Annotated in this window: 14 protein-coding genes; 5 read left to right on the top strand and 9 right to left on the bottom strand. The window is 71.0% G+C overall.

Going from position 1 to position 22,062, the window contains the following annotated elements; genetic code table 11:
• Positions 1-30 precede the first annotated feature (30 nt).
• Entirely contained in the window at positions 31-2,226 is a 2,196-nt protein-coding gene (locus ACFY9E_RS12195) for a CDP-glycerol glycerophosphotransferase family protein (protein WP_390981942.1), read from the top strand.
• A complete protein-coding gene (locus ACFY9E_RS12200; protein WP_390981945.1) occupies positions 2,223-3,869 on the top strand; it encodes a glycosyltransferase in 1,647 nt (548 codons plus the stop codon). The genes ACFY9E_RS12195 and ACFY9E_RS12200 overlap by 4 nt, the downstream gene beginning before the upstream one ends.
• Positions 3,870-4,020: 151 nt before the next feature.
• Here ACFY9E_RS12200 and ACFY9E_RS12205 read toward each other — a convergent pair whose 3' ends face one another.
• The 5 genes from ACFY9E_RS12205 to ACFY9E_RS12225 form a co-directional block, all read right to left on the bottom strand.
• Positions 4,021-5,511 (bottom strand): hypothetical protein, encoded by a 1,491-nt coding sequence (locus ACFY9E_RS12205; protein WP_390981948.1) that lies wholly within the window; start codon positions 5,509-5,511, stop codon positions 4,021-4,023.
• Positions 5,495-5,953 carry a GtrA family protein gene (locus ACFY9E_RS12210; RefSeq protein WP_390981951.1) on the bottom strand — a complete coding sequence of 153 codons (459 nt, stop codon included), beginning with the start codon at positions 5,951-5,953 and terminating at the stop codon, positions 5,495-5,497. Before ACFY9E_RS12210 ends, ACFY9E_RS12205 begins: the two co-directional genes overlap by 17 nt.
• Positions 5,954-6,065: 112 nt before the next feature.
• Positions 6,066-11,015 (bottom strand): NAD-glutamate dehydrogenase domain-containing protein, encoded by a 4,950-nt coding sequence (locus ACFY9E_RS12215; protein ID WP_390981953.1) that lies wholly within the window; start codon positions 11,013-11,015, stop codon positions 6,066-6,068.
• Between the two features lie 458 nt (positions 11,016-11,473).
• The gene (locus ACFY9E_RS12220; RefSeq protein WP_390981956.1) at positions 11,474-12,139 is read right to left on the bottom strand and encodes an HAD family hydrolase; all 666 of its coding nucleotides are present in this window, start codon (positions 12,137-12,139) and stop codon (positions 11,474-11,476) included.
• 84 nt (positions 12,140-12,223) lie between these two features.
• Positions 12,224-12,739: a DUF6912 family protein gene (locus ACFY9E_RS12225; protein ID WP_390981959.1), complete on the bottom strand. Its 516-nt coding sequence runs from the start codon at positions 12,737-12,739 to the stop codon at positions 12,224-12,226.
• Positions 12,740-13,050: 311 nt separating this feature from the next.
• On the opposite strand from ACFY9E_RS12225, the gene ACFY9E_RS12230 reads away from it, so the two are divergent.
• Positions 13,051-14,046: an Rv3235 family protein gene (locus ACFY9E_RS12230; RefSeq protein WP_390981961.1), complete on the top strand. Its 996-nt coding sequence runs from the start codon at positions 13,051-13,053 to the stop codon at positions 14,044-14,046.
• Between the two features lie 65 nt (positions 14,047-14,111).
• Here the strand turns inward: ACFY9E_RS12230 and secA are convergent, their stop codons facing one another.
• A complete protein-coding gene (gene secA, locus ACFY9E_RS12235) occupies positions 14,112-16,958 on the bottom strand; it encodes a preprotein translocase subunit SecA (protein ID WP_390981963.1) in 2,847 nt (948 codons plus the stop codon).
• A gap of 280 nt (positions 16,959-17,238) precedes the next feature.
• Between secA and ACFY9E_RS12240 the strand changes: the two genes are divergently transcribed.
• On the top strand, positions 17,239-17,805 hold the full coding sequence (locus ACFY9E_RS12240; protein ID WP_390981966.1) for a GNAT family N-acetyltransferase: 567 nt from the start codon (positions 17,239-17,241) through the stop codon (positions 17,803-17,805).
• 69 nt (positions 17,806-17,874) lie between these two features.
• The gene (locus ACFY9E_RS12245) at positions 17,875-19,047 is read left to right on the top strand and encodes a DNA glycosylase AlkZ-like family protein (RefSeq protein ID WP_390981969.1); all 1,173 of its coding nucleotides are present in this window, start codon (positions 17,875-17,877) and stop codon (positions 19,045-19,047) included.
• An 8-nt stretch (positions 19,048-19,055) separates the two neighbouring features.
• Here the strand turns inward: ACFY9E_RS12245 and ACFY9E_RS12250 are convergent, their stop codons facing one another.
• The 3 genes from ACFY9E_RS12250 to ACFY9E_RS12260 all read right to left on the bottom strand — a co-directional run bounded on the left by ACFY9E_RS12250 (position 19,056) and on the right by ACFY9E_RS12260 (position 21,938).
• Positions 19,056-19,802 (bottom strand): response regulator, encoded by a 747-nt coding sequence (locus ACFY9E_RS12250; protein WP_390981972.1) that lies wholly within the window; start codon positions 19,800-19,802, stop codon positions 19,056-19,058.
• A 205-nt stretch (positions 19,803-20,007) separates the two neighbouring features.
• Positions 20,008-20,703: a ribosome hibernation-promoting factor, HPF/YfiA family gene (gene hpf, locus ACFY9E_RS12255; RefSeq protein ID WP_033308245.1), complete on the bottom strand. Its 696-nt coding sequence runs from the start codon at positions 20,701-20,703 to the stop codon at positions 20,008-20,010.
• A gap of 311 nt (positions 20,704-21,014) precedes the next feature.
• Positions 21,015-21,938: a ComF family protein gene (locus ACFY9E_RS12260; RefSeq protein ID WP_390981975.1), complete on the bottom strand. Its 924-nt coding sequence runs from the start codon at positions 21,936-21,938 to the stop codon at positions 21,015-21,017.
• Positions 21,939-22,062 lie beyond the last annotated feature (124 nt).

Consider the following 22,062-nt stretch of genomic DNA (forward strand, 5'->3'; position numbering starts at 1 on the left):
ACCGTGCAGCTGCGAGAGGGGGTCCCCGGGATGGCCGAGCTCAGTGTCATCGTCCACGGGCCGAACGTCCAGGACCATCTGACGGAACTCCTCGGTTCCCTCGCCGCCCACCCCCTCGCGGACGCCGAGGTGATCGTGGCCGCGGTCGGCGACTGGGCCCGGGAGACGGCCGAGCGGCACGCCCCGGACGTCCAGGTCGTGCCGCTGCCGGACGGCACCGGGGACGCGGCGGCCCGGGCGGCGGGCGCGGCCCGGGCGTCCGGCCGCTGGCTGCACTTCGTGCGCGCCAAGGACGGCCTGCCCGCCGGCACGCCGCGCACGGTCGCGGAGCGGGTGGCCGAACTGCCCGGCGAGGTCGACGTCCTCCTGCTCGACCACGTCCGCAGCACATGGCACACCTCCGGCATGCCCTCCCCGGACGGCCCGCTCCTCGCCCGGGCGGGCCGCGCCGACGTCGCCCTCGACGACTGCGCGCCCCTGCTGCGGCTGACCCCGCTGCTGGGCACCCGCGTCCTGCGCGCGGACTACTGGCGGGCGCACGAGCACCGGCTCGCCACCGACGACGAGCCGCATGCCGCCCTGGCCGCCCTGCTGCTCGCCGACCGCGTCGCCTGCCTGCCGCACGTCGCCTACGAGGACCGCCGGCTGCGCCCCGCGAGCCTGCCCCCGGTCACACCCGAGCGGCGCTACGGCCTCGTCGAGCGCTACGAGTCCCTCCTCGACCTCACCCGCGACCGGCGCGCCGCGCACACCGTGCTCTATGACGTCATGGTCCGCGACTGCCTGCGCACCTTCGCCCGCGGCGGCATGCCGGAGGAGGTCGCGCGGGAGTTCTTCCAGCGGGCGTCCCTGGCCGCCCTGCGCCGCCGCCCCGAGGGCTACCGCCGCCCCGCCGGGCTCGAAGGCGTCCGCCGCTCCCTGCTGGAGGAGGGCGCGTACGCGAAGTACCGGGCCTTCCAAGCCGTCAACCGCACCCGCCGCACCGCCAGGTCGGCCGTACGGACCCGGAAGCGCCAGGCCGGTGCCAAGCTCCGCGACCACCAGTACCGCAGGGCGCTCGGCCGCCCCGTCAACCCGCATCTCGCGGTGTTCTCGGCGTACTGGAACCGCGGCGTGGCCTGCAATCCGGCCGCGATCGCCGCCAAGCTCGCCGCACTCGCCCCGCAGATCCACGCGGTGTGGGTGGTGACCGAGGAGAACGCGGCCCTCCTCCCGCCCGGCACCGACCACGTGGTGCCCGGCAGCCGCCGCTACTGGGAGGTGCTGGCGACCGCCAAGTACCTCGTCAACAACGTCAACTTCCCGAACGCGGTGGTCAAACGCCCGGACGCGATCCACGTCCAGACCCACCACGGCACGCCCCTGAAGCGCATGGGCATCGACCAGATGGCATTCCCGGCCGCAGCGCAGGGCCTGGACTTCCGCGCACTGCTGGAGCGCATCGACAAGTGGGACTACAGCGTCTCCGCCAACAGCCACACCACCCGCATGTGGGAGCGCGCCTACCCGTCGCGCTACGTCTCCCTGGACCACGGCTATCCGCGCAACGACGTCTACTACACGGCCGGCGCCCGCGACATCCGCGCGGTCCGCGACCGCCTCGGCATCGCCCCGGGCCGTCGCGCCGTCCTCTACGCGCCCACCCACCGCGACTACGAGGCTGGCTGGACCCCGCGCCTGGACCTCGCCGCCCTCGCCGACCGCCTGGGCGAGGACACGGTCCTGCTCGTGCGCGGCCACTACTTCTACGGCGGCGCCGCCTCCCCGCTCACCAACCTGCGCCGCACGGGCCGGATCATCGACGTCTCCTCCTACGACCCGGTCGAGGAGCTGTGCCTGGCGGCGGACGTCCTGGTCACGGACTACTCCTCGATCATGTTCGACTACGCCAACCTCGACCGGCCGATCGTGATCCACGCCGACGACTGGGAGACGTACCGCACCACCCGGGGCGTCTACTTCGACCTGATGGCGGAGGCCCCGGGCCCGGTCGCCCGCACCCAGGAGGAGCTGACGGACATCCTCACCACCGAGGCCTGGCGTGACGAGAACGCGGCGAAGACCCGGGCCGTCTTCCGGCGCCGGTTCTGCGAGTACGACGACGGACGCGCCGCCGAACGCGTCGTGCGCCGGGTCTTCCTCGGCCAGGACGAACGGGACCTGCCGCCCGTGCTGCCGGTCGAGGAACGCACCCCGGCCCCCACCCCGCAGGAGGCGACCGCATGAGCTCCCCCGACGTCACCGTGACGGTCATCGTCTACAACGACGCCGAACGGCTCACCCGCGCGGTCGAGTCGGTCCGCCGCCAGACCCACACGAACATCGAGATCGTCATCAGCGACGACCACTCCACGGACGAGACCCCGGCGGTGGCGCAGCGGCTGGCGGCCCAGGACCCCCGCGTCCGCCACCTCCGTCTGGAGCGGAACAGCGGCGGCTGCAGCGCCCCCCGCAACCGCGCCCTGCGGATCGCACGCGCCCCGTTCCTGATGTTCCTCGACAGCGACGACGAACTCCCCGACAACGCCGTCGAACTGCTGCTCGCCGCGCATCGCGAACGCGAGATCGACTTCGCGATGGGCGCGGTGCAGCGGGTCCGGGTGGACAACGGCCGCCGCTCGACCTGGATGCCGCACCTGGTCGCCGAGCGCCGCACCCTCGACGGCATCGAGTCGGACCCGCGCCTGCTCTTCGAGCACCTGTCGACGAGCAAGATGTACGCCCGTGCCTTCCTCGACCGGCACGACCTGCGCTTCCCCGAGGGCATCCACTACGAGGACCAGCTGTTCTCCGCGCAGGCGTACTGCCTGGCCAAAAGCTTCACGATCATCCCGGAGCCGGTCTACCGCTGGTACGTGGCGCCCTTCGCGGCCTCCGAGGCGGCCTCGATATCCAACCAGCGGCACAAGCTCGCCAACGTCCGGGACCGGATCCACGTCCAGCACCTCATCGACGCGTTCCTGGCCGAGAGCGGGCACGAGTCGCTGCGCGAGGACAAGGACCACAAGTTCCTCAAGCACGACTTGCGGATGTACGCCGGTGACCTGCCCTACCGGGACGACGCCTGGCTGACGTCCTTCGCGGACATCGTCACCCCCTACCTCGACACGCTCACCCCGGGCGCGTTCGCGCGTCTCCCGCGTGCCGAACGCGTCGTCATCCAGCTGATCCGCGACCGCCGTCTGCCGGAGGCGCGTCTGGCGGCCCGGGGCCTGGGGCACGGGGTGGCACCGAGGCGCGTGGTCACCGACGCGGACGGCCGCACCTACTGGGGGGACCAGGTCCCCCGGTCGGAGTGGTCACGCCGCGAACTGGACGTCTCCGACCTGGAGCTGGAGACCCGCCCCTTCCCGAGCGCCCAGTTCCGCCACGAGATCAAGGAGATCACCCGAGGCCCGGGCGCTTCGATCGACCTCACGATCCGCACCTACGACCCGGCGCTGCGCCTCCCCGTCGGCCCCCAGCGCGCGACGCTCCTCATCGCCCCGGGCGGCCGCCGCCTCCGCGTCCACTTCCGCCTCTCCCCCGTCCGCCCCGGCCTCTTCGAAGGCCTCGCCCACCTCGACCTCGCGGCGGCCCCGCTCCCCCTCCAGGGCTTCGCCGGAATCCGCCACCCGCTGCTCCGCCTCCAGCACCAGGGCCTGTCCCACACGGGCCTGCTGCTGGCGCCCCTGACCTTCCCGACGCTGACGACCCGCGTCCCCTCCCACCACCTGACGGTGGAACCGGAGGGCCACGGCCCGGGCCGCCTGCAGGTCCGCTGGGAGCCGGTGGGAGTGACAGCGAGGGTGATCCGCCCGACGGTACGCAGGGTGGCCCGCCCGAGGGTGAAGAGGGCACTGCGTCTGGTGGCGAGCGCATTGAAGTAACACGCCGTGCGGGCAGCCACACCACCGGGGACGCCACGGACGACCCCAGAGGCACCCCGCTCGCGCCACCGGGCCGCGGGCATGCGTGCCGTCAGGGCGGTGCGGGCGGGCGCGGCGCACCCGTTCCGCCGGGTTGCGGACCCACCCGGCCTCAGCGCCCACTTCGCAGTAGCCCCTGATGCCGCACCTCGTACAACACCTGCCCTTCCGGCCCCCGAGCCACCTCCCGCAGCCCGGCGCCCCTCATCCCGGCCCCCGCCACGACCCACCGCACCCCGTACTCCCGCAGGATCTTCCCCCGCTCCTCCCCCGGCACCCCGTCCGCGAAGTACCTCCGCACCGCCCGCTCCCGCCGCCCCTCGTCCGGCAGGAAGAAGTCGGGATACCCCGGTGCGACCGTGTACGCCCCGTACGCCGGGATCTGCCGGGCCGGCCGACCCGCCCGCGCCATCACCACATCGCCGTACCTCACCCAGCGCGTCATCCAGTGGTACCCGGCCCACGGCCGCCGGTACTTCTCCGCGACGGCCTCCGGCAGGTCCCGCGGCTTCACGACGTACCCGACCGTCCCCACCTGCGTCCACGCGCCCACAGCCAGCGCCGCGCCCAGCACGCACGCCCACCCGACCCGCACCGCGCGCCGCCCTGCCTCGCACGCCTCCACGGCCGCCGCGAGCTGCGCCGGGATCAGCGCCGCCGGCAGCGCCCGCCCCCAGGAGTAGTGCCCGCCGGCCCCGCCCACCGCCACCACCACGACACCCAGCACGAAGAACAGCACCAGCGGATCCCACCGGTCCCGCCACACCCGCATCCCCAGGGCCACCACCCCGAGCAGCACCAGCCAGTACCGCCCGAGCAGGTCCTCGTACAACGGCCGGTGCACCGCCTCCAGCCCGTCCCCCGCCCCGAACAGCGCGAAGAAGTCGTAGTACGGCCACAGCGCCAGCACCGCGAGCCCCACCGCCAGCCCTCCGCCGAGCCGTAGCCACACCTGCCGGCCGGGCCGCGCCGCCACCACCGTCGCGACCGCCCCCAGGGACGCCACCACCCCCGAGAACTGGTGGCACAGCAGAATCACCGCCCACAGCGTCCCGAGTCCGGGCCACACCCCCCACCCGGCACCGCTGCGCACCGCCCGCCCCAGCCACGCCCAGAGGTGGAACGCCAGCGCCAGCGCGAACAGGCTCGGGTACGACACCGTCAGCGCCAGCGAGTTGAGCCCGTGGAAGCCGCTCCACTTGAACAGGGCCGTTCCCCACAGGAACAGCAGGCTCAGCAGGGCGAGTGCGGGCGCGGCACGATGACCGGTCAGCGTCCGTACGTACCGCCACACTCCTGTCACCAGCAGCGCCAGCCCGGCCAGTGCCGCCAGCCGCAGCACGACGAAGACCGACAGGCCGCTGACCCGGGCGACGCAGCCGAGCACCAGCATCCAGGGCGAGTAGTACGGGCTCGGCGTGTCCGCGTCGACGAGCGGATTGCCCGGGTCGACGAGGTCGTGCCGCAGCCGCTGGACGGTCGCCGCGTGCATCCCGAGATCACCGGCCCACGGCAGCCGGACGATGACCAGGAGCAACAGCAGGACGACCACCGCGGCAGCGGCCTGCGCGGCGACGACGGCCGGTCTAGGCGCGGCGCGCATCGTGCTGGAACACCCAGGTCCGGTAGACGAGGAAACGGAAGGCGGAGGCCAGGACGATGGACGCCGCCTTGACGGCATTGGACTCGAGGGGCCCGTCCAGGCCGAGGCCGTGGTACCCGGCGTAGAACAGCCCGCTCTCCATGACGACGCCGAGCGCGCTGAAGACGAAGAACAGCCCGATCTGACGCCGGGTCCGGGACGCCCGGTCGCGATAGGCGAAGTACCGGAAGCCGAGGTAGTTGCCGCCCATCGCGACCAGGCTGGCCAGCACCGTCGCCACCATGGCGGCCCGGTGCAGCCCGTGCAGGAGCACGTTGAACACCAGGAAGTTGACGGCGAGACCGCTGCCGCCGACCACCGCGAAGTTCGCCACTTCGAGGAGGACGCGCTTGACCGGGAGGGCGGGGGCGGCCACCCGCTCCTCGGAGAGGTTCACAGTCACGACCCAAGCCTTAGCCGGATCCGGTAAGTCCTCCAGTCGAATCGCCCTAAGGCACACCAAGAAGAAGCGCCCCGGGCCGGAACCGGCCCGGGGCGCTCGTCACGCCGTACGCCTACGAATGCGTGCGCAGCAGCGTCCTCATCGTGCGCATCGCCACCGACAGGTTGGCGAGGTCGAACGCGTCGGAGCTCTGGATCTCCTCCAGCGTGGTGCGGGCCCGGCCGAGAATCGCCGCGTTCTTCTGCTCCCACGCCTTGTAGCGCTGCTCGGGCGTCGAGGTGCCGTCGCCCACGGCCAGGACGTCGGCGGTCAGCGCCGCGTGGGCCGCGTACAGGTCCTCGCGGATCGCCGCGCGGGCCATGGACTGCCAGCGGTCGGAGCGGGGCAGCTCGATGATGCGGTCCATGAGCTGGGTGATGCGCAGCCGGTCGGCGAGGTCGTAGTAGACCTCGGCGACGTCCAGCGGCTCCCGGCCCATGCGGTCGGCGATCGAGACGATGTCGAGCGTCGGGAAGGCCGAGGAGAAGCCCGCCACCCGGGTGGCGAGTTCGTCCGGCACGCCGACGCCCGTCAGCTCGTCGTAGATCTTCTGGTACCACTCCAGGTCGGCGCCGCGCAGCAGCTTCGGCAGCTGCCCCCAGACCTGCTCGACCCGTTCGGCGAAGAAGTCGACGGTCCCGGCGAGCTCCAGCGGCTGCGGCCGGTTGTTGAGCAGCCAGCGCGTGCCGCGCTCCACCAGGCGGCGGGCGTGCAGCCGGATACGGGTCTGGACCTCGGCCTCGACCTTGTTGTCGAGCGCCTCGACCCCGTCCCACACCGGGGACTGGCGGAAGATCGCCCGGGCCGCGGTCTGGGCCCGCACGATCTCCTCCAGCGACGCGCCGGTCTCCTCGCGCAGGCGGTGCAGGTACGTCGTACCGCCCGTGTTGACCGTGTCGTTGACCAGGACGGTCGTGGTGATCTCGCGGCGCAGCGGGTGGCCGTCGAGCCGGTCGGAGAACTGCTCGCGCAGCTCCGTCGGGAAGTACGCGTGCAGCAGGCCCTTCAGGTACGGGTCGTCCGGCAGCGAGGTGTGGAGCAGCTCCTCGGCGACCGTGATCTTCGTGTAGGCCAGCAGGACGGCCGTCTCCGGGCCGGTCAGGCCCTGGCCCTGGGCGAGCCGCTCGCGGATCTGCCGGTCCGTGGGCAGGAACTCCAGCGCCCGGTCGAGGTGCCCCTCCCTGACCAGGTGCTTCATGAAGCGCTGCTGGGCGTGGAGCATGGCGCTGGACTGGGCGAGGGCGTTGCCGATCGCCGTGTTCTGCGCGTAGTTGTTGCGCAGCACCAGGCGGCCGACCTCGTCGGTCATCTCGGCGAGCAGCTTGTTGCGCTGCTTGACGGTCATGTCGCCGTCCGTGACCAGGCCGTTGAGCAGGATCTTGATGTTCACCTCGTGGTCGGAGGTGTCCACGCCCGCGCTGTTGTCGATGGCGTCGGTGTTGATCCGGCCGCCGTGCAGCGCGAACTCGATCCGGCCGAGCTGGGTCAGGCCGAGGTTGCCGCCCTCGCCGACGACCTTGACGCGCAGGTCCTTGCCGTCGACGCGGATGGCGTCGTTGGCCTTGTCGCCGACGTCCGCGTTGGACTCGGCCGAGGACTTGACGTACGTGCCGATGCCGCCGTTCCACAGCAGGTCCACCGGCGCGTGCAGGATCGCCTTCATCAGGTCGGCCGGGGTCAGCTTGGTGACCTTGGCCTCGATGCCGAGGGCCTCGCGGATATGCGCGTTGACCGGGATCGCCTTGGCCGTGCGCGGGAAGATGCCGCCACCGGCCGACAGCAGCTCCTTGTCGTAGTCCTCCCAGCTGGAGCGGGGGAGCTCGAACAGGCGGCGCCGCTCGGCGTAGGAGGTCGCGGCGTCCGGGTTGGGGTCGATGAAGATGTGCCGGTGGTCGAAGGCGGCGACCAGGCGGATGTGCTCGGAGAGCAGCATGCCGTTGCCGAAGACGTCACCGGACATGTCGCCGATGCCGACGACCGTGAAGTCCTCGGTCTGGGTGTCGACGCCCATGTCGCGGAAGTGCCGCTTGACGGACTCCCAGGCGCCGCGGGCGGTGATGCCCATGCCCTTGTGGTCGTAGCCGGCGGAGCCGCCGGAGGCGAAGGCGTCACCGAGCCAGAAGTTGTAGTTCTCGGCGACGCCGTTGGCGATGTCGGAGAAGGTCGCGGTGCCCTTGTCGGCGGCGACGACGAGGTAGGTGTCGTCCTCGTCGTGCCGGACGACGTCCGCGGGCGGGACGACCTCGCCGGCGACCATGTTGTCGGTGATGTCGAGCAGCGCCGAGATGAACGTCTTGTAGCTGGCGATGCCCTCGGCCAGCCACGCGTCCCGGTCGACGCTCGGATCGGGCAGCTGCTTGGCGACGAAGCCGCCCTTGGCGCCGACCGGCACGATGACGGTGTTCTTCACCATCTGCGCCTTGACCAGGCCGAGGATCTCGGTGCGGAAGTCCTCACGCCGGTCGGACCAGCGCAGACCGCCGCGGGCGACCTTGCCGAAGCGCAGGTGCACGCCCTCGACGCGCGGCGAGTACACCCAGATCTCGAACGCCGGGCGCGGTGCCGGCAGGTCGGGGATGGCCTGCGGGTCGAACTTCATGGAGACGTAGTCGTGCGGCTTGCCGCCCGCGGCCTCCTGGAAGAAGTTGGTCCGCAGGGTCGCCTTGATGACGGTGAGGAAGGACCGCAGGATCCGGTCCTCGTCGAGCGAGGCCACCTGGTCGAGGGCCGCGTCGACCTCCTCCAGCAGCGCGTCCACGATCTCGTGCCCGGCGCGCTGCCGGTCCGGCGACATCCGCGCCTCGAACAGGGAGACGAGCAGCCGGGTGGTGTGGACGTTGTTGCGGAGGGTGTCCTCCATGTAGTCCTGGCTGAACGTCGACGCCGCCTGGCGCAGGTACTTGGCGTACGCGCGCAGCACCACGGCCTGGCGCCAGGTCAGCCCGGCGCTCAGGACGAGGGCGTTGAAGCCGTCGTTCTCCGCCTTGCCGGTCCAGGTGGCGGCGAAGGCGTCCTGGAAGCGCTCGCGGGCGTCGTCGCCGAAGTGGTCGCCGCCGTTCGAGCGGGGCATGCGCAGACCGAAGTCGTAGATCCAGGCCACGCTGCGGTCCGAGCAGCGCAGCTCGTACGGCCGCTCGTCGACGACCTCGACACCGAGCCGGTTGAGGACCGGCAGCACGGCCGACAGGGAGATCGCGTCGCCCGTGCGGTAGATCTTGAAGCGGCGCTCCTCCGGGGCGGCGCCCACCGGCTCGTACAGGCTGAGCGCGAAGTCCTCGTCCGCCTCGGCGTTCAGCTGCTCGAGGTGGACGAGGTCGGCGACCGCGGCGCGCGGGTTGTGGTCGGCCTTGTAGCCCTCGGGGAAGGCGTGCGCGTACCGGCGCATCGCCTCGGCCGCGTGCTCCTCGCCGAGCTCGGCGTTGAGCGCCTCGGCGAAGGCGTCCTCCCAGGAGCGGGCGGCCTCCACCAGCCGGGCCTCGATGCGCTCCTTGTCGGAGTCGGACAGCTCCGGCAGCTCGGTGCCCTGCGGGACCCGGACCACGAAGTGCAGCCGGGACAGGATCGACTCGGTGTTCCAGGCCGTGAAGTCGACGCTGATGCCGCCGAGCTCCTCCTTCAGGATCTCGATGATCCTCAGGCGCACGGCCGTGGTGTAGCGGTCGCGCGGGAGGTAGACGAGGGCGGAGTAGTAGCGCCCGTACTCGTCCTGGCGCAGGTAGAGCCTGAGGCGCCTGCGCTCCTGGAGGTACAGGACGGAGGTGACGATGGCCCGCAGCTCGTCGACCGGGGTCTGGAACAGCTCGTCGCGGGGGTACGTCTCCAGGATCTGCGTCAGGTCACGGCCGTCGTGGCTGTTGGGCGAGAACCCGGCGCGCTCCAGGACCTCCTCGACCTTGCGCCGGATGACCGGGACCCGGCGCACGGACTCGGTGTAGGCGGCGGAGGAGAACAGTCCGAGGAACCGCCGCTCGCCGATGACGTTGCCCTCGGCGTCGAACTTCTTGACGCCGATGTAGTCCAGGTACGACGGCCGGTGCACGGTCGCCCGGCTGTTCGCCTTGGTCAGCACGAGCAGCTTGTGCTCGCGCGCCTTGGCCCGGGCGTCGGCGGGCAGCCGTTCGAACGACGGGCTGACCGGGTGGCTCTCCTCCCCGGCGTGCTGCGGGTCCGCGCGCAGTATGCCGAGCCCGGTGCCGGGCACGGCGGCCAGCGAGTCGTCGTCGCGCAGTCGGTACTCGCGGTAGCCGAGGAACGTGAAGTGGTCGTCGGCCAGCCAGCGCAGCAGCTCGCGGGCCTCCTCGACCTGGGGTCCGGGCAGGTCGGCGGGGATGGGCTCGTCCGGCAGCCCCTCCGCCAGCCGGATCGCCGCCTCCCGCATCTTGCCCCAGTCCTCGACGGCCTCACGGGCGTCGGACAGCACGCGCAGCAGGTCGGCGGTGATCTGCTTCAGATCGGCCCGGTCGGTCTCGCGGTCGATCTCGACGTGGATCCAGGACTCGACGTGCGCGTCGTGCGGAAGGTCGCCGGTCGCCGGGGTGGACAGGACCTCGATGAGCTTGCCGGTGACATCGCGCCGCACCACGAACTGCGGGTGGATGACGACGTGGATCCCGCGCCCCTGACGCGTCAGCTCATTGGTGACGGAGTCGACGAGGAAGGGCATGTCGTCGGTGACGACCTCGACCACGGAGTGGCTGCAGGTCCACCCGTTCTCTTCCACCGTCGGGGTGTGCACCCGCACGTTGGCGGTGCCCTGGGGGCGGTTCTCGGCCAGCCGGTAGTGCGATACGGCGGCTCCGAAGACATCGACCGGGTCGCGGTCGGTGAGGTCCTCCGGGGCCGTGTGCAGGTAGTAGCGCTGGAGGAACGTGAGGAGGGTCTCGCGGTCCGGGGCCTTCTGGGCGTCTGGGGTCTCCTCGCCCGTCGACCCGGTCGGTAGGTGCCCCCCGACCGGGCTGTTCTCAGCTACCCGGGCGGCCCTCTCGAGCAACTCGGCCTTGGCTTCGTCCAGCTTGGTCTGCATTGTCCTCTGGCTCCTGTCGCGCGCCGTTGCGTGACGTAGAAGGAAGTACGGCCTCTGCGCTTACGACCTCACGTCGTGACACGGGGTATCCGGTCTGTTCCGACGCTATGCCGCAAGGTGAGATGAGCGGGGGTGTCTGAGCCATTCTTGAGCTGCGCCACCGGTGTGACGGTGCTCTCTGCGACGCCTGGGTACGGGTGATGCTCGGCGCCCCGGGAGTCCTCGATGCCACGTCCCGCCCGCGAAGACCAGCGACCGCCGCCCGGTCACGGATGTCGTCCGTGCTCTCCGGGCGCAGGGCAGGGACGACGACGTCCCCGCGAACTATCGCGCTGATCACGCCACCAAGGCTATCGCTCCTTGCAGGTACTCCGTCATGAGCCGTATGTGTACAAAACCAGCCCCGGAAGTTTGACGTTCTGCACAGTGCCCCTACGGGGTCCGGTCAGGGCTGCCCGTCAGGCCGCGAGCCGCTCCGCCTCCGCGACCGCTTCCTCCAGCGTGTCCACGACAGGGACACCGACCGCTTCCAGGCTCACCCGGCTGTGCGACCCGCCGGTGTACAGCACCGCCCGGGCCCCCACGTGCAGGGCGGCCACCGCGTCGTCCGCGGCGTCCCCGATCACCACGGTCCGCTCCGGCGCCACCCCGCTCAGGGACGCCAGGTGCCGCACCATGTGCTCGGCCTTGCTGCCCCCCGACGGCCCGGTCCGCCCGTCCACCCGTATGAAGTGCGGCTCGATCCCGAAGCCCCGCACCAGCGGAACGAGCTCCTCGTGCACGTACATGCTCAGGATCGACTGGCTGCGCCCCGCCGACCGCCACCCGGACAGCAGCTCCACGGCCCCCGCCGTCAGCCCGCACGTCGTCCGGTGCTCGGCGTAGTACCGGTGGAAGATGTCGTCCATGGCCTCCCACTCGGCCTCGGTCGGCAGCCGCCCCATCAGTCGCTCATAGAACTTCGGCACCGGTACGCAGTACAGCTCCCGGTACTTCTCCAGCGTCAGCGGCTCCAGCCCCAGCTCGGCGAAGGCCGCGTTCGTCGCCCCGATGATCGCGTCGATGTCGTGGAACAGCGTCCCGTTCCAGTCCCAGACAATGTGCGCGCCCGTCTTCATCCCCATGCCCGAAAACGTACCCGCCTCCACTGACAATCAAGAGAACGGCGCCTCAACGCGCCCCCTCGGCCCGTTCAGGCCCCGCGCCGGTCAGGCCCCGCGCTCCACCAGGTTCGGGATCTCCTGCGTGGCGAACCACAGCAGCTCGTGGTCCTCCGCCCCGTCCACGACGAACTGCGCGTCGTCGTCCCCGCCGTCCGCCGCCGGCAGTGCCTCGACGGCCGCCGTCACATCGGCCTCCGCGTCCGCCGCGTCGGCGTGCACCGACGCCGCCTTGCCCAGGGGCACCGCACCCGCGACCCGCACCTCGCCCAGCGCCGACGGATCGGGTCCCCGGTCCGGATCCGCGCTCACGGCCCGGTCGGCCACGTCGACGGCGACCACGACCCGGCGCCGCGGCGCCTCGGGGTCGGCCGCCAGCAGCCGCAGCGAGGCCAGCGCGGCCCGGCTGAGCGCCGCGTACTCCAGCTCCTCGATGTCGTCGGAGACGTACCACTCGCGCAGCCCGGGCGTCACGGCGTAGGCGACGAACGGCCCGGCTCCCAGCTGGCCCGCCTTGTACGCCTCGGCGAGACCGGGGAGGGTCAGGGGCACGTAGACACGCATGGCTGGCCGCTTTCGTGGTCGGGTCGGAGGGCTCCGGAGGGCCTTCAGGATACGTGCGGGGCGTCCCCTTTCGAGTCCCGCCCCGTGCCGCCCGACGCGTCCACCCCGGTCCCGGAATTCACCCGGCGCATCCCCGTGCCAACAGGGACCACACCCCCGACATCACCCGGATAGGTGAACATTCCGGCGCCCGCGACCCGAGTCACGCTTCCCTTGCCGCCGCCCCCGTCGGCCCCGTACAAGATCACCGACCCGAAGTTACTCCCCGGTATCCACCGGGCCCACGAACGGGGACCCCCATGCACAAGGTCATGACCAGGACCCGGCACCGTCCGGCCACCCACGAGCCCCACCCCCCGACCACCACGAGGGCCGCCCGCCCCACGGCGAGCACCACACCCGACGCTCCCGCGAACACGGCACCCCACACTCCTGCGAACACCGCACCCGGTGTGCCCGACAGCACGCCACCCGGCACGCCCGGCAACACGGCACCCCGCCCTCCGGCGAGCACCTCACCCACCACCCGCCACAGCACCGCACCCAGCACACCCGCGAGCACCTCACCCGGCACACCCCACAGCACGTCACCCGGCACACCCGGCAACACGGCACCCCGCCCTCCGGCGAGTACCTCACCCGGCACGCGCACCCCCTCCGGCGCCGGAGCCGCCCGGCCCGTCCTCGTCGGCACCGGAACCACACCGCCCGCCGCTGCCGGCGCCGCACCCCCGCGCTCCCCCGGCAGCGGCCGCACCCGGCCTCCGGCTGCGGGTGGCCGTCCACCGGCCTCCGCCCGCACCAGGACCTCCCGCACGCGCCCTGCGGACACGCGTCCACCGACGCCCTCCACCACCCGCACAGCGCCCCGCAGGAGGACGGACACCACCACCCCGGCGCGCGCGGGCGCCACCGAAGCCGCCCCGCGCGTTCCGGTCCAGGGCTTCCGCCACGCGGCGGTCCCCCAGCCCCGGCCCACGGACCTCTTCGCCGACCTCCTCGTCGCCGTCCTGAGCGGGCACCGCCCCGTCCACTCGATGCTCCGCCACACCCGCGGACGCGCCTATGACGAACTGGCCTGGCTGGCCGAACGCGGCCCCCTGCGCACCCGTGGCGCCCGCCCCGTCGTCCGCGACATCGGTTACTTCGAGCCCCGCCCGGGCGCCATCGAGGCCTTCGCCCGCATCGGCGCCGGCGACCGGCTGCGCGCCATGGCCTTCCGCCTGGAACTGGGCCAGGACCTCCGCTGGCGCTGCACGGCGGTGGAACTCGGCGGCCCCCGCCCACCCCGCCCGGAATCCGACTAGGCCTTCACGCCGAGGGGCCGGACACCCGCAGGTGTCCGGCCCCTCGATCCGCTACGCGACTACCGTCACTTCTTACGACGCCCGCGGCTGCGCGCCTGCTTGCGCCGCTCCGCGCGCGTGAGGCCGTCGGCCTCGGAACGCACCGGCTCGCCGTCCTCGGTGAAGTCGCCCTCGATGGTGCCGCCCTCGCCGTCGACCGTCGGCGCGGAGAAGTGGAGGTTGCGCCGCTGCGGGACGTCGAGCCCCTTGGCGCGGATCTCCGGCCGGGAGCCGGCCTGCGCCGGCACCGCGTCGTGCTTCTCGAGGTCGGCCACCGGCTTGGAGTCCTCGACCGGGACCTCCTCGACCTGCTGCTCGACCTGGACCTCCAGGTTGAACAGGTAGCCGACGGACTCCTCCTTGATGCCCTCCATCATCGCGGTGAACATGTCGAAGCCCTCGCGCTGGTACTCGACCAGCGGGTCCTTCTGCGCCATGGCGCGCAGGCCGATGCCCTCCTGGAGGTAGTCCATCTCGTAGAGGTGCTCGCGCCACTTGCGGTCGAGGACCGACAGCACGACCCGGCGCTCCAGCTCACGCATGATCTCGGAGCCGAGCTGCGCCTCACGGGCCGCGTACTGGTCGTGAATGTCGTCCTTGATGGAGTCGCCGATGAACTCGGCGGTCAGCCCGGCGCGGTCGCCGGCCGCCTCCTCCAGCTCCTCGACGGTGACGTTGCACGGGTAGAGCTGCTTGAAGGCGCCCCACAGCCGGTCGAGGTCCCAGTCCTCCGGGAAGCCCTCGGCGGTCTCGGCCTGGACGTAGGCGTCGATGGTGTCGTCCATGAAGTGCTGCACCTGCTCGTGCAGGTCCTCGCCCTCCAGGACGCGGCGCCGCTCGCCGTAGATGACCTCGCGCTGGCGGTTGAGGACCTCGTCGTACTTCAGGACGTTCTTACGGGTTTCAAAGTTCTGCTGCTCGACCTGCGACTGGGCGGAGGCGATCGCGCGCGTGACCATCTTGTTCTCGATGGGCACGTCGTCCGGGACGTTCGCCATCGACATCACGCGCTCGACCATCTGGGCCTTGAACAGGCGCATCAGGTCATCGCCGAGGGAGAGGTAGAAGCGGGACTCGCCCGGGTCGCCCTGACGGCCGGAACGACCGCGCAGCTGGTTGTCGATGCGCCGCGACTCGTGCCGCTCGGTACCGAGCACGTAGAGCCCGCCGAGCTTCTCGACCTCGTCCTTCTCGTTCTGGACGGCCTTCTCGGCTCGCTTGAGCGCCTCGGGCAGGGCGTGCGCCCACTCGTCGATGTGCTCCTCGGGGTCGAGGCCGCGCTGGCGCAGCTCCGCTTCGGCCAGGTCCTCCGGGCTGCCGCCGAGCTTGATGTCCGTACCACGGCCGGCCATGTTGGTGGCCACCGTGACGGCGCCCTTGCGGCCGGCCTGGGCGACGATCGTCGCCTCCCGGTCGTGCTGCTTGGCGTTGAGCACCTCGTGCTGGATGCCGCGCTTGCTGAGCTGCTGCGAGAGGTACTCGGACTTCTCGACGGACGTGGTGCCGACGAGGATCGGCTGCCCCTTGCGGTGCTTCTCCTCGATGTCGTCGACGACCGCCTCGAACTTGGCGACCTCGGTGCGGTAGATCAGGTCCGACTGGTCCTTGCGGACCATCGGCCGGTTGGTCGGGATCGGCACCACACCGAGCTTGTAGATCTGGTGGAACTCGGCGGCCTCGGTCATGGCCGTACCGGTCATGCCGCACAGACCGGGCTGTTCCTTGCCGTTGTGGTCGTGGCGCTTGTAGAGGCGGAAGAAGTTCTGGAGGGTGATCGTGGCGAGCGTCTGGTTCTCGTCCTTGATCGGCACCGCTTCCTTGGCCTCGATCGCCTGGTGCATGCCCTCGTTGTAACGGCGGCCCGCGAGGATACGTCCGGTGTGCTCGTCGACGATCATGACCTCGTCGTCGATGATGACGTAGTCCTTGTCCTTCTTGAAGAGCTCCTTGGCCTTGATGGCGTTGTTCAGGTAGCCCACCAGCGGGGTGTTCACCGACTCGTAGAGGTTGTCGATGCCCAGCCAGTCCTCGACCTTGGCGACACCCGACTCGTGGATGGCGACCGTGCGCTTCTTCTCGTCGACGTCGTAGTCGCCGGTCTCCTCGATGCCCTTGAGCGGCTGGCCGGCCTCGCCGCGCTTGAGGCGCTTCACCAGCTTGGCGAAGTCCCCGTACCACTTGGTGGCCTGGTCGGCCGGGCCGGAGATGATCAGCGGCGTACGGGCCTCGTCGATGAGGATGGAGTCGACCTCGTCGACGATGGCGAAGTTGTGGCCGCGCTGGACGAGCTCGTCCTGGGACCACGCCATGTTGTCGCGCAGGTAGTCGAAGCCGAACTCGTTGTTGGTGCCGTACGTGATGTCGCAGGCGTACTGCTCGCGGCGCTGAGCCGGCGTCATGTTGGCGAGGATGCAGCCCACCTCGAGCCCCAGGAACCGGTGGACGCGGCCCATCATCTCCGAGTCGCGCTCGGCCAGGTAGTCGTTGACCGTGATGATGTGGACGCCCTTGCCCGACAGCGCGTTCAGATACGCCGGCAGCGTGCCGACGAGTGTCTTGCCCTCACCGGTCTTCATCTCGGCCACGTAGCCCATGTGCAGCGCCGCGCCACCCATCATCTGCACGTCGTAGTGACGCTGGCCGAGGACGCGCTTGGCGGCCTCGCGGACGGTGGCGAAAGCCTCGGGCAGCAGGTCGTCCAGGGTCTCGCCGTCGGCATAGCGCTGCTTGTACTCATCGGTGAGGGCGCGCAGCTCGGCGTCGGAGAGGTCGACGAAGTCCTCTTCGATGGAGTTGACCTGGTCCGCGATGCGGTGCAGCTTGCGCAGGATCTTGCCTTCGCCTGCACGCATGATCTTCGAGAGGACGGACACGGGGGTTGGTCTCCTTGCCGGTCGGGCCTGGGACGGTCGGTTACCACTTGACTTACTGAGCAACGGCCATCGTATGCGAGGACCCCACCGCGCCGGGAGGGCCTGCCGTGACGGCGACCGTCCGCTGCTTCCATTCTGATTCACGTCTGCTTCAAAGGGGACAACGTCCGGCCCTCCCGGATGGTGCCGCACCTCTCGGCCGAATCACACAATGCGTGATCACCCCCTCACGCACGGCAATCCCATGGCGTCGCGGCCTGCCTCCGAGCAGAATCGGCCGATGGACCCCGTCACCCTCACCACGGACCGCCTGCTGCTTCGCCCGGTGGGTCCCCAGGACACCGACGCGGTGTACGACGCCTGCCAGGACCCCGACATCCAGCGCTGGACCACGATCCCCTCTCCCTACCTCCGCGAGCACGCCCGGAACTTCACGGAGCAACTGGCCCCGCAGGGCTGGGCGGACGGCTCCATGTTCACCTTCGGTGTCTTCCTGCACTCCGGAGAACTGGCGGGGATGCTCGGCATCACGATGCGCGCCCTGGGCATGGGCGAGATCGGCTTCTGGGCCGCGAAACAGCACCGCGCCAACGGCTACGTCACCGAGGCCGCCCTGACCGCCTGCCGCTGGTCCTTCACCCGCGCCGCACTCGACCGCGTCGAATGGCGCGCGGAGGTGGGCAACCGGGCGTCCCGCGCGGTGGCCGAACGAGCGGGGTTCACGATCGAGGGCACACTGCGCTCCGCGACGAACAACAAGGGGGTACGCCGTGACACCTGGGTGGGCTCGCTGCTCCCCTCGGACCTGGGCCTCCCGTCGACCGCCCCGTACCTGCCGGCGCGCTGACCTGCTCGGCCGCCCTGGCGAACCCGCAGGTCACACCCCGTTGTCAGTCCCACCCCCTACGCTGCGACCATGACCACCCCGCGCCCCACAGCAGACCTCTCCGCAGACGAGGCCCGCAGAATCGCGCTGCGCGCCCAGGGCTTCCTCGGCGCGCCCGACCGTCGCTCCGGCGTCCGCGGCGTCCTTCGCCACCTGGGCGCGATACAGCTCGACACCATCTCGGTCCTGGCCCGCTCCCATGAACTCGTGCCGTACGCCCGCCTGGGCGCGGTGGGCCGGAGGACGGTCGAGGACGCCTACTGGCAGGACACCCACTCCTTCGAGTACTGGTCCCACGCCGCGTGCATCCTCCCGATCGAGGAGTGGCCCCACTTCGCCTTCCGCCGCCGCGCCTACCGCGACCGCCCGCACTGGAACCACGAGCTGCCCGACGACGCCTACGACCGGGTCATCAAGCAGCTCCGCTCCGAAGGCCCCCTGACGGCCACGGAGTTGGGCGGCGCGAAGAAGACGAACGACTGGTGGGACTGGTCCGGCTCCAAGGTCGCCGTCGAACGCGCCCTGATGTACGGCGAGGTGGTGTGCGTGGAGCGCCGCGGCTGGAAGCGCGTCTACGACCTGGCCGAGCGGGCCGTCCCGCAGGCGCTGCTGCACGACGAGCTGGACGACACGGAGTGCCTGCGCCGCCTGGTCCGCCTGGCGGGCCGGTCGCTCGGGGTCGGGACCCGTGCGGACATCGCCGACTACCACCGCCTCAAGGGTGAACAGGTCGACGCGGTGATCGCCGACTCGGGTCTGGTCCCGGTCTCGGTCGAAGGCTGGGGCAAGCCGGCGTGGGCCGACCCGGCGGCCCTGGAGACGTCCCCGCGGGGGCGTCACCGTACGACGCTGCTGTCGCCCTTCGACTCCCTGATCTGGGAGCGGGCGCGCACGGAGCGGATCTTCGGCTTCACGCACCGCCTGGAGGCCTACGTCCCCAGACAGAAGCGGGTCTACGGCTACTTCGCGATGCCGGTGCTGGCCGGCGGCCGTCTCGTCGGCCGCGTGGACCCGGCCCGCGAGGGCCGCACGCTGGTGGCCAAGCAGGTCACGCTCGACGGCCCGAAGGCGGTCCCGGCCGTCGCCCAGGCCCTGGCCGAGGCGGCTACCTGGGTGGACTGCACGGACGTCCGCGTGGATCGGGTCGACGCGCCGGACCTGCGCGAGCCCCTGGCGAAGGAACTCGCCCGCCTGCTCGGCTGAGACGGGACCTAGCGGATCTCGAGGATCTTCTCCCGCATCGCGTACACCACCGCTTCCATCCTGGAGTGCAGCTGCAGCTTCTCCAGGATGTTGCGGACGTGGTTCTTCACGGTGTTCTCGGAGATGAACAACTCCTTGGCGATGTCGCGGTTGTTCATTCCCGTGGCGACGAGCTTGAGGACTTCGAGTTCGCGGTCGGTCAGGCGCGGCGCGGGCACCAGCCGGCGTTCGTCCGTGCGCTGGATCATCGACTTGAACTCGGTGAGGAGTTTCGACGCCATGGACGGGCTGATCTGTGACTGCCCGTCGGCCACCGCGCGAATGGCGGTGGCCACCTCGTCCGTGGAGATCTCCTTGAGGAGATAGCCGGTCGCGCCCGCTTTGATGGCGTCGTAGAGGTCGGCTTCCTCGTCGCTGATCGTCAGCATGATGATCTTGGCGCTGGGTGCCACCTCCTTGATGGAGGTGCACGCCTCGATCCCGCCCCGCTTGGGCATCCGGACGTCCATCAGGACGATGTCGGGCAGCAGGTCGGCGGCCTTCTCGACGGCCTCGGCGCCGTCGCCCGCCTCTCCCACGACCTGGATGTCCTCCTCGGCGGCGAGCACGATCTCCAGACCACGGCGGAACAAGGCGTGGTCGTCCACCACGAGGACTCTGATCGGTTCCTTGCGTGGAGTCCCCGAGTCCGGGCCCATGGCGACGACGCCGTCGTCGGCATCCTTGTCACGCATCGGTCCGAAGCTGTCCGCCATCGTTCCTCCCCCTGAAGGCTGTGGCCTGAGGTCCTGAGCCATCGCCAACCCAGAGCAACGACCCACCGGTTGGGCCGTGGCCACCATGATTTCATGCCCGGACGGCACCGGGGTGCCGGAGCGGGGCGCGAAGTGGTCGCACGGGGGTGCCCCTGGGGGCGCACACGCGCTCCAGGGGCACCTGTTCCGCTGTCACCCGGCACGGTCAGCCGCCGAGCGCACCGCCCGCGTCGGGGGAGTGCGCCTGGGTGACCATCGTGTCCGTGCTGAGGTGGATCACGCCGTAGTCGTAGGCGTGCCGTCGGTAGACGACACTCGGTTCCTTGGTCTCGGAGTCGACGAACAGGTAGAAGTCGTGCCCGACCAGCTCCATCTCGTAGAGAGCCTGGTCGAGGGTCATGGGCGCTGCGACGTGGGTCTTCTCGCGGACGACGATGGGGCCGTCACCCTGCACTTCCAGCGAGCCGATCTTCTTCGTGGGTACGGCCTCGGGCTCCTCCTCGGAGGCCGGCACCAGGCCGTTGCCGTTGAGCGTCGCCACGCCCGGGACGTGGTCGGCGACCTCGGCGGCCGGGATCCGGCGCGCTCCACGGCGCGAGTACCGCTTGTCGTGCTGCCTGCGCAGCCGGGCTTCCAGCTTTTCCGCCGCCAGGTCGAGCGCCGCGTACGGATCGCTCGCCGCTGCCTCCGCCCGGATCACCGGACCGCGGGAGCGGAGCGTGATCTCCACTCGGTCACAGCGGTCGGCCTGTCGGGGGTTCGGCTCCTTGGACACCTCGACGTCGAGGCTGATCACCTTGCCGTCGAGCTTCTGGATCTTCTCCAGCTTCAGCTTCTCGGCCACGTGCTTCCGGAACCGCTCGGGCACCTCGGTCTTGCGGCCCTTGACGACGATGTCCACGCAGAACTCCGTTCCCGGATCGCTCCGCTTCGATGCGGAGCGTCTCCCTTTTGCACCAGGTTCCGGTGAGCCCCGGAACCTCGGACTCGGTGACTTCCACCTCCTCCCCCGTGGGCAAGATCTCCACTCCACCGTCGCGAGTGATGAAGAAAAACGCGCGGCACGGCATTCGGATTTGAGAGGTGTGGCCTGCGGCTTTCCCTCTCAACCGAACATATCTCGCCCGGACGGATGTCGTCACCCTCTACTGCGGCGTACCTCCGTTCAGGTGAATAGGCCCTCTCGTTACCTGCAACGACACAAGATCTCAGTCAGTTCCGGTTTATTTCCAAGGAGTCCGGTGATGCCGCGACGACTGCCCCGCACACCACGTCGACGACCCCGTCGGCGTCATCCGCGCCCGCGATTCCCTGCCGGGCGGGCCACCGGCCCGTCCTCTCTCGCCTTGATCCGACGTTCTGTTCCTCTCTGCTTTCCCACGTCTCTCGCCCGTACACGGCCGAAGTCCCCGCAAGGTTCGGAATCGGCCCCGTCGCCCGGTACGGGATCGCGAGCCTGTACGACAGCGCCCGCACGGCTCGTGCGGCCTCGGCGAGAGAGGCCCCGGTGGTCATCACGTCGTCGACGAGGACGACGGGCCCTCGGGAGAGCAGCCGGGCGCCTCCGGGAGCCACCTCCAGGGCGCCCGCGAGATTGTCCAGCCGCTGCCGGGAGTTGAGCCCCGACTGATCGGCCACGGCCCGCCGCTGCCGCAGCACGCCGAGCACCCGGGCCGACACTCCCCTCCGCCGCAACTCCGCCGCCGCCGCGAGCGCGATCCGCCGTGTCGGATCATGCCCCCGGGCCCGCACGGCCCGCCGCCCGGACGGCACCGGCACGAGCAGCACAGGAGCTCTGCCACCCCGGGACCGTGCCATCCCGGCCGAAGCCGGAGCCGAGGCGCCCCGGAGCCCCGCCCGCACGGCCCCCGCGAGCGCCACCCCGAGCGGCCCGGCCAGCGCCAGAGCGCCCCGCTCCTTGTGGGCCAGCAGCGTCGCCCGGACCTCGTCCGCGTACCGGGCCGCCGCGTGCACCACGGGCAGCCCCGGCGGCTCCGGCACCGGCCGCACCCGACGCACCGCCGCTCCGCTCAGCACCGCACGGCACCGCGCGCACAGCACCGTACGAAGCGCCCCGCAGCCCCCGCACTCGCCCGGCAGCACCAGGTCGGTCAGGTCCTGCCACCATCCCCGCATGGCCACCACTGTGCCCACCCGGGCCCGACCCGACCACCCCTGTGAACAACCCCCTGTGGACAACCAGCCGCGCCGCGACCTGGCCGTCCCCCACACGAGTGAAGCCGGAACGAGTGAAGCCCGC

Source organism: Streptomyces sp. NPDC012466 (genome assembly GCF_042955215.1).
Taxonomy (GTDB): Bacteria; Actinomycetota; Actinomycetes; order Streptomycetales; family Streptomycetaceae; genus Streptomyces.

Bases quoted from the DNA above. Each gene is read 5' to 3' on its own strand.
- ACFY9E_RS12250 (WP_390981972.1), bottom strand. From the start codon at position 19,802: ATGGCGGACAGCTTCGGACCGATGCGTGACAAGGATGCCGACGACGGC.
- ACFY9E_RS12195 (WP_390981942.1), top strand. From the start codon at position 31: ATGGCCGAGCTCAGTGTCATCGTCCACGGGCCGAACGTCCAGGACCAT.
- ACFY9E_RS12240 (WP_390981966.1), top strand. From the start codon at position 17,239: ATGGACCCCGTCACCCTCACCACGGACCGCCTGCTGCTTCGCCCGGTG.
- ACFY9E_RS12205 (WP_390981948.1), bottom strand. From the start codon at position 5,511: ATGCGCGCCGCGCCTAGACCGGCCGTCGTCGCCGCGCAGGCCGCTGCC.
- ACFY9E_RS12260 (WP_390981975.1), bottom strand. From the start codon at position 21,938: ATGCGGGGATGGTGGCAGGACCTGACCGACCTGGTGCTGCCGGGCGAG.
- ACFY9E_RS12225 (WP_390981959.1), bottom strand. From the start codon at position 12,739: ATGCGTGTCTACGTGCCCCTGACCCTCCCCGGTCTCGCCGAGGCGTAC.
- ACFY9E_RS12200 (WP_390981945.1), top strand. From the start codon at position 2,223: ATGAGCTCCCCCGACGTCACCGTGACGGTCATCGTCTACAACGACGCC.
- ACFY9E_RS12220 (WP_390981956.1), bottom strand. From the start codon at position 12,139: ATGGGGATGAAGACGGGCGCGCACATTGTCTGGGACTGGAACGGGACG.
- ACFY9E_RS12215 (WP_390981953.1), bottom strand. From the start codon at position 11,015: ATGCAGACCAAGCTGGACGAAGCCAAGGCCGAGTTGCTCGAGAGGGCC.
- ACFY9E_RS12245 (WP_390981969.1), top strand. From the start codon at position 17,875: ATGACCACCCCGCGCCCCACAGCAGACCTCTCCGCAGACGAGGCCCGC.
- ACFY9E_RS12230 (WP_390981961.1), top strand. From the start codon at position 13,051: ATGACCAGGACCCGGCACCGTCCGGCCACCCACGAGCCCCACCCCCCG.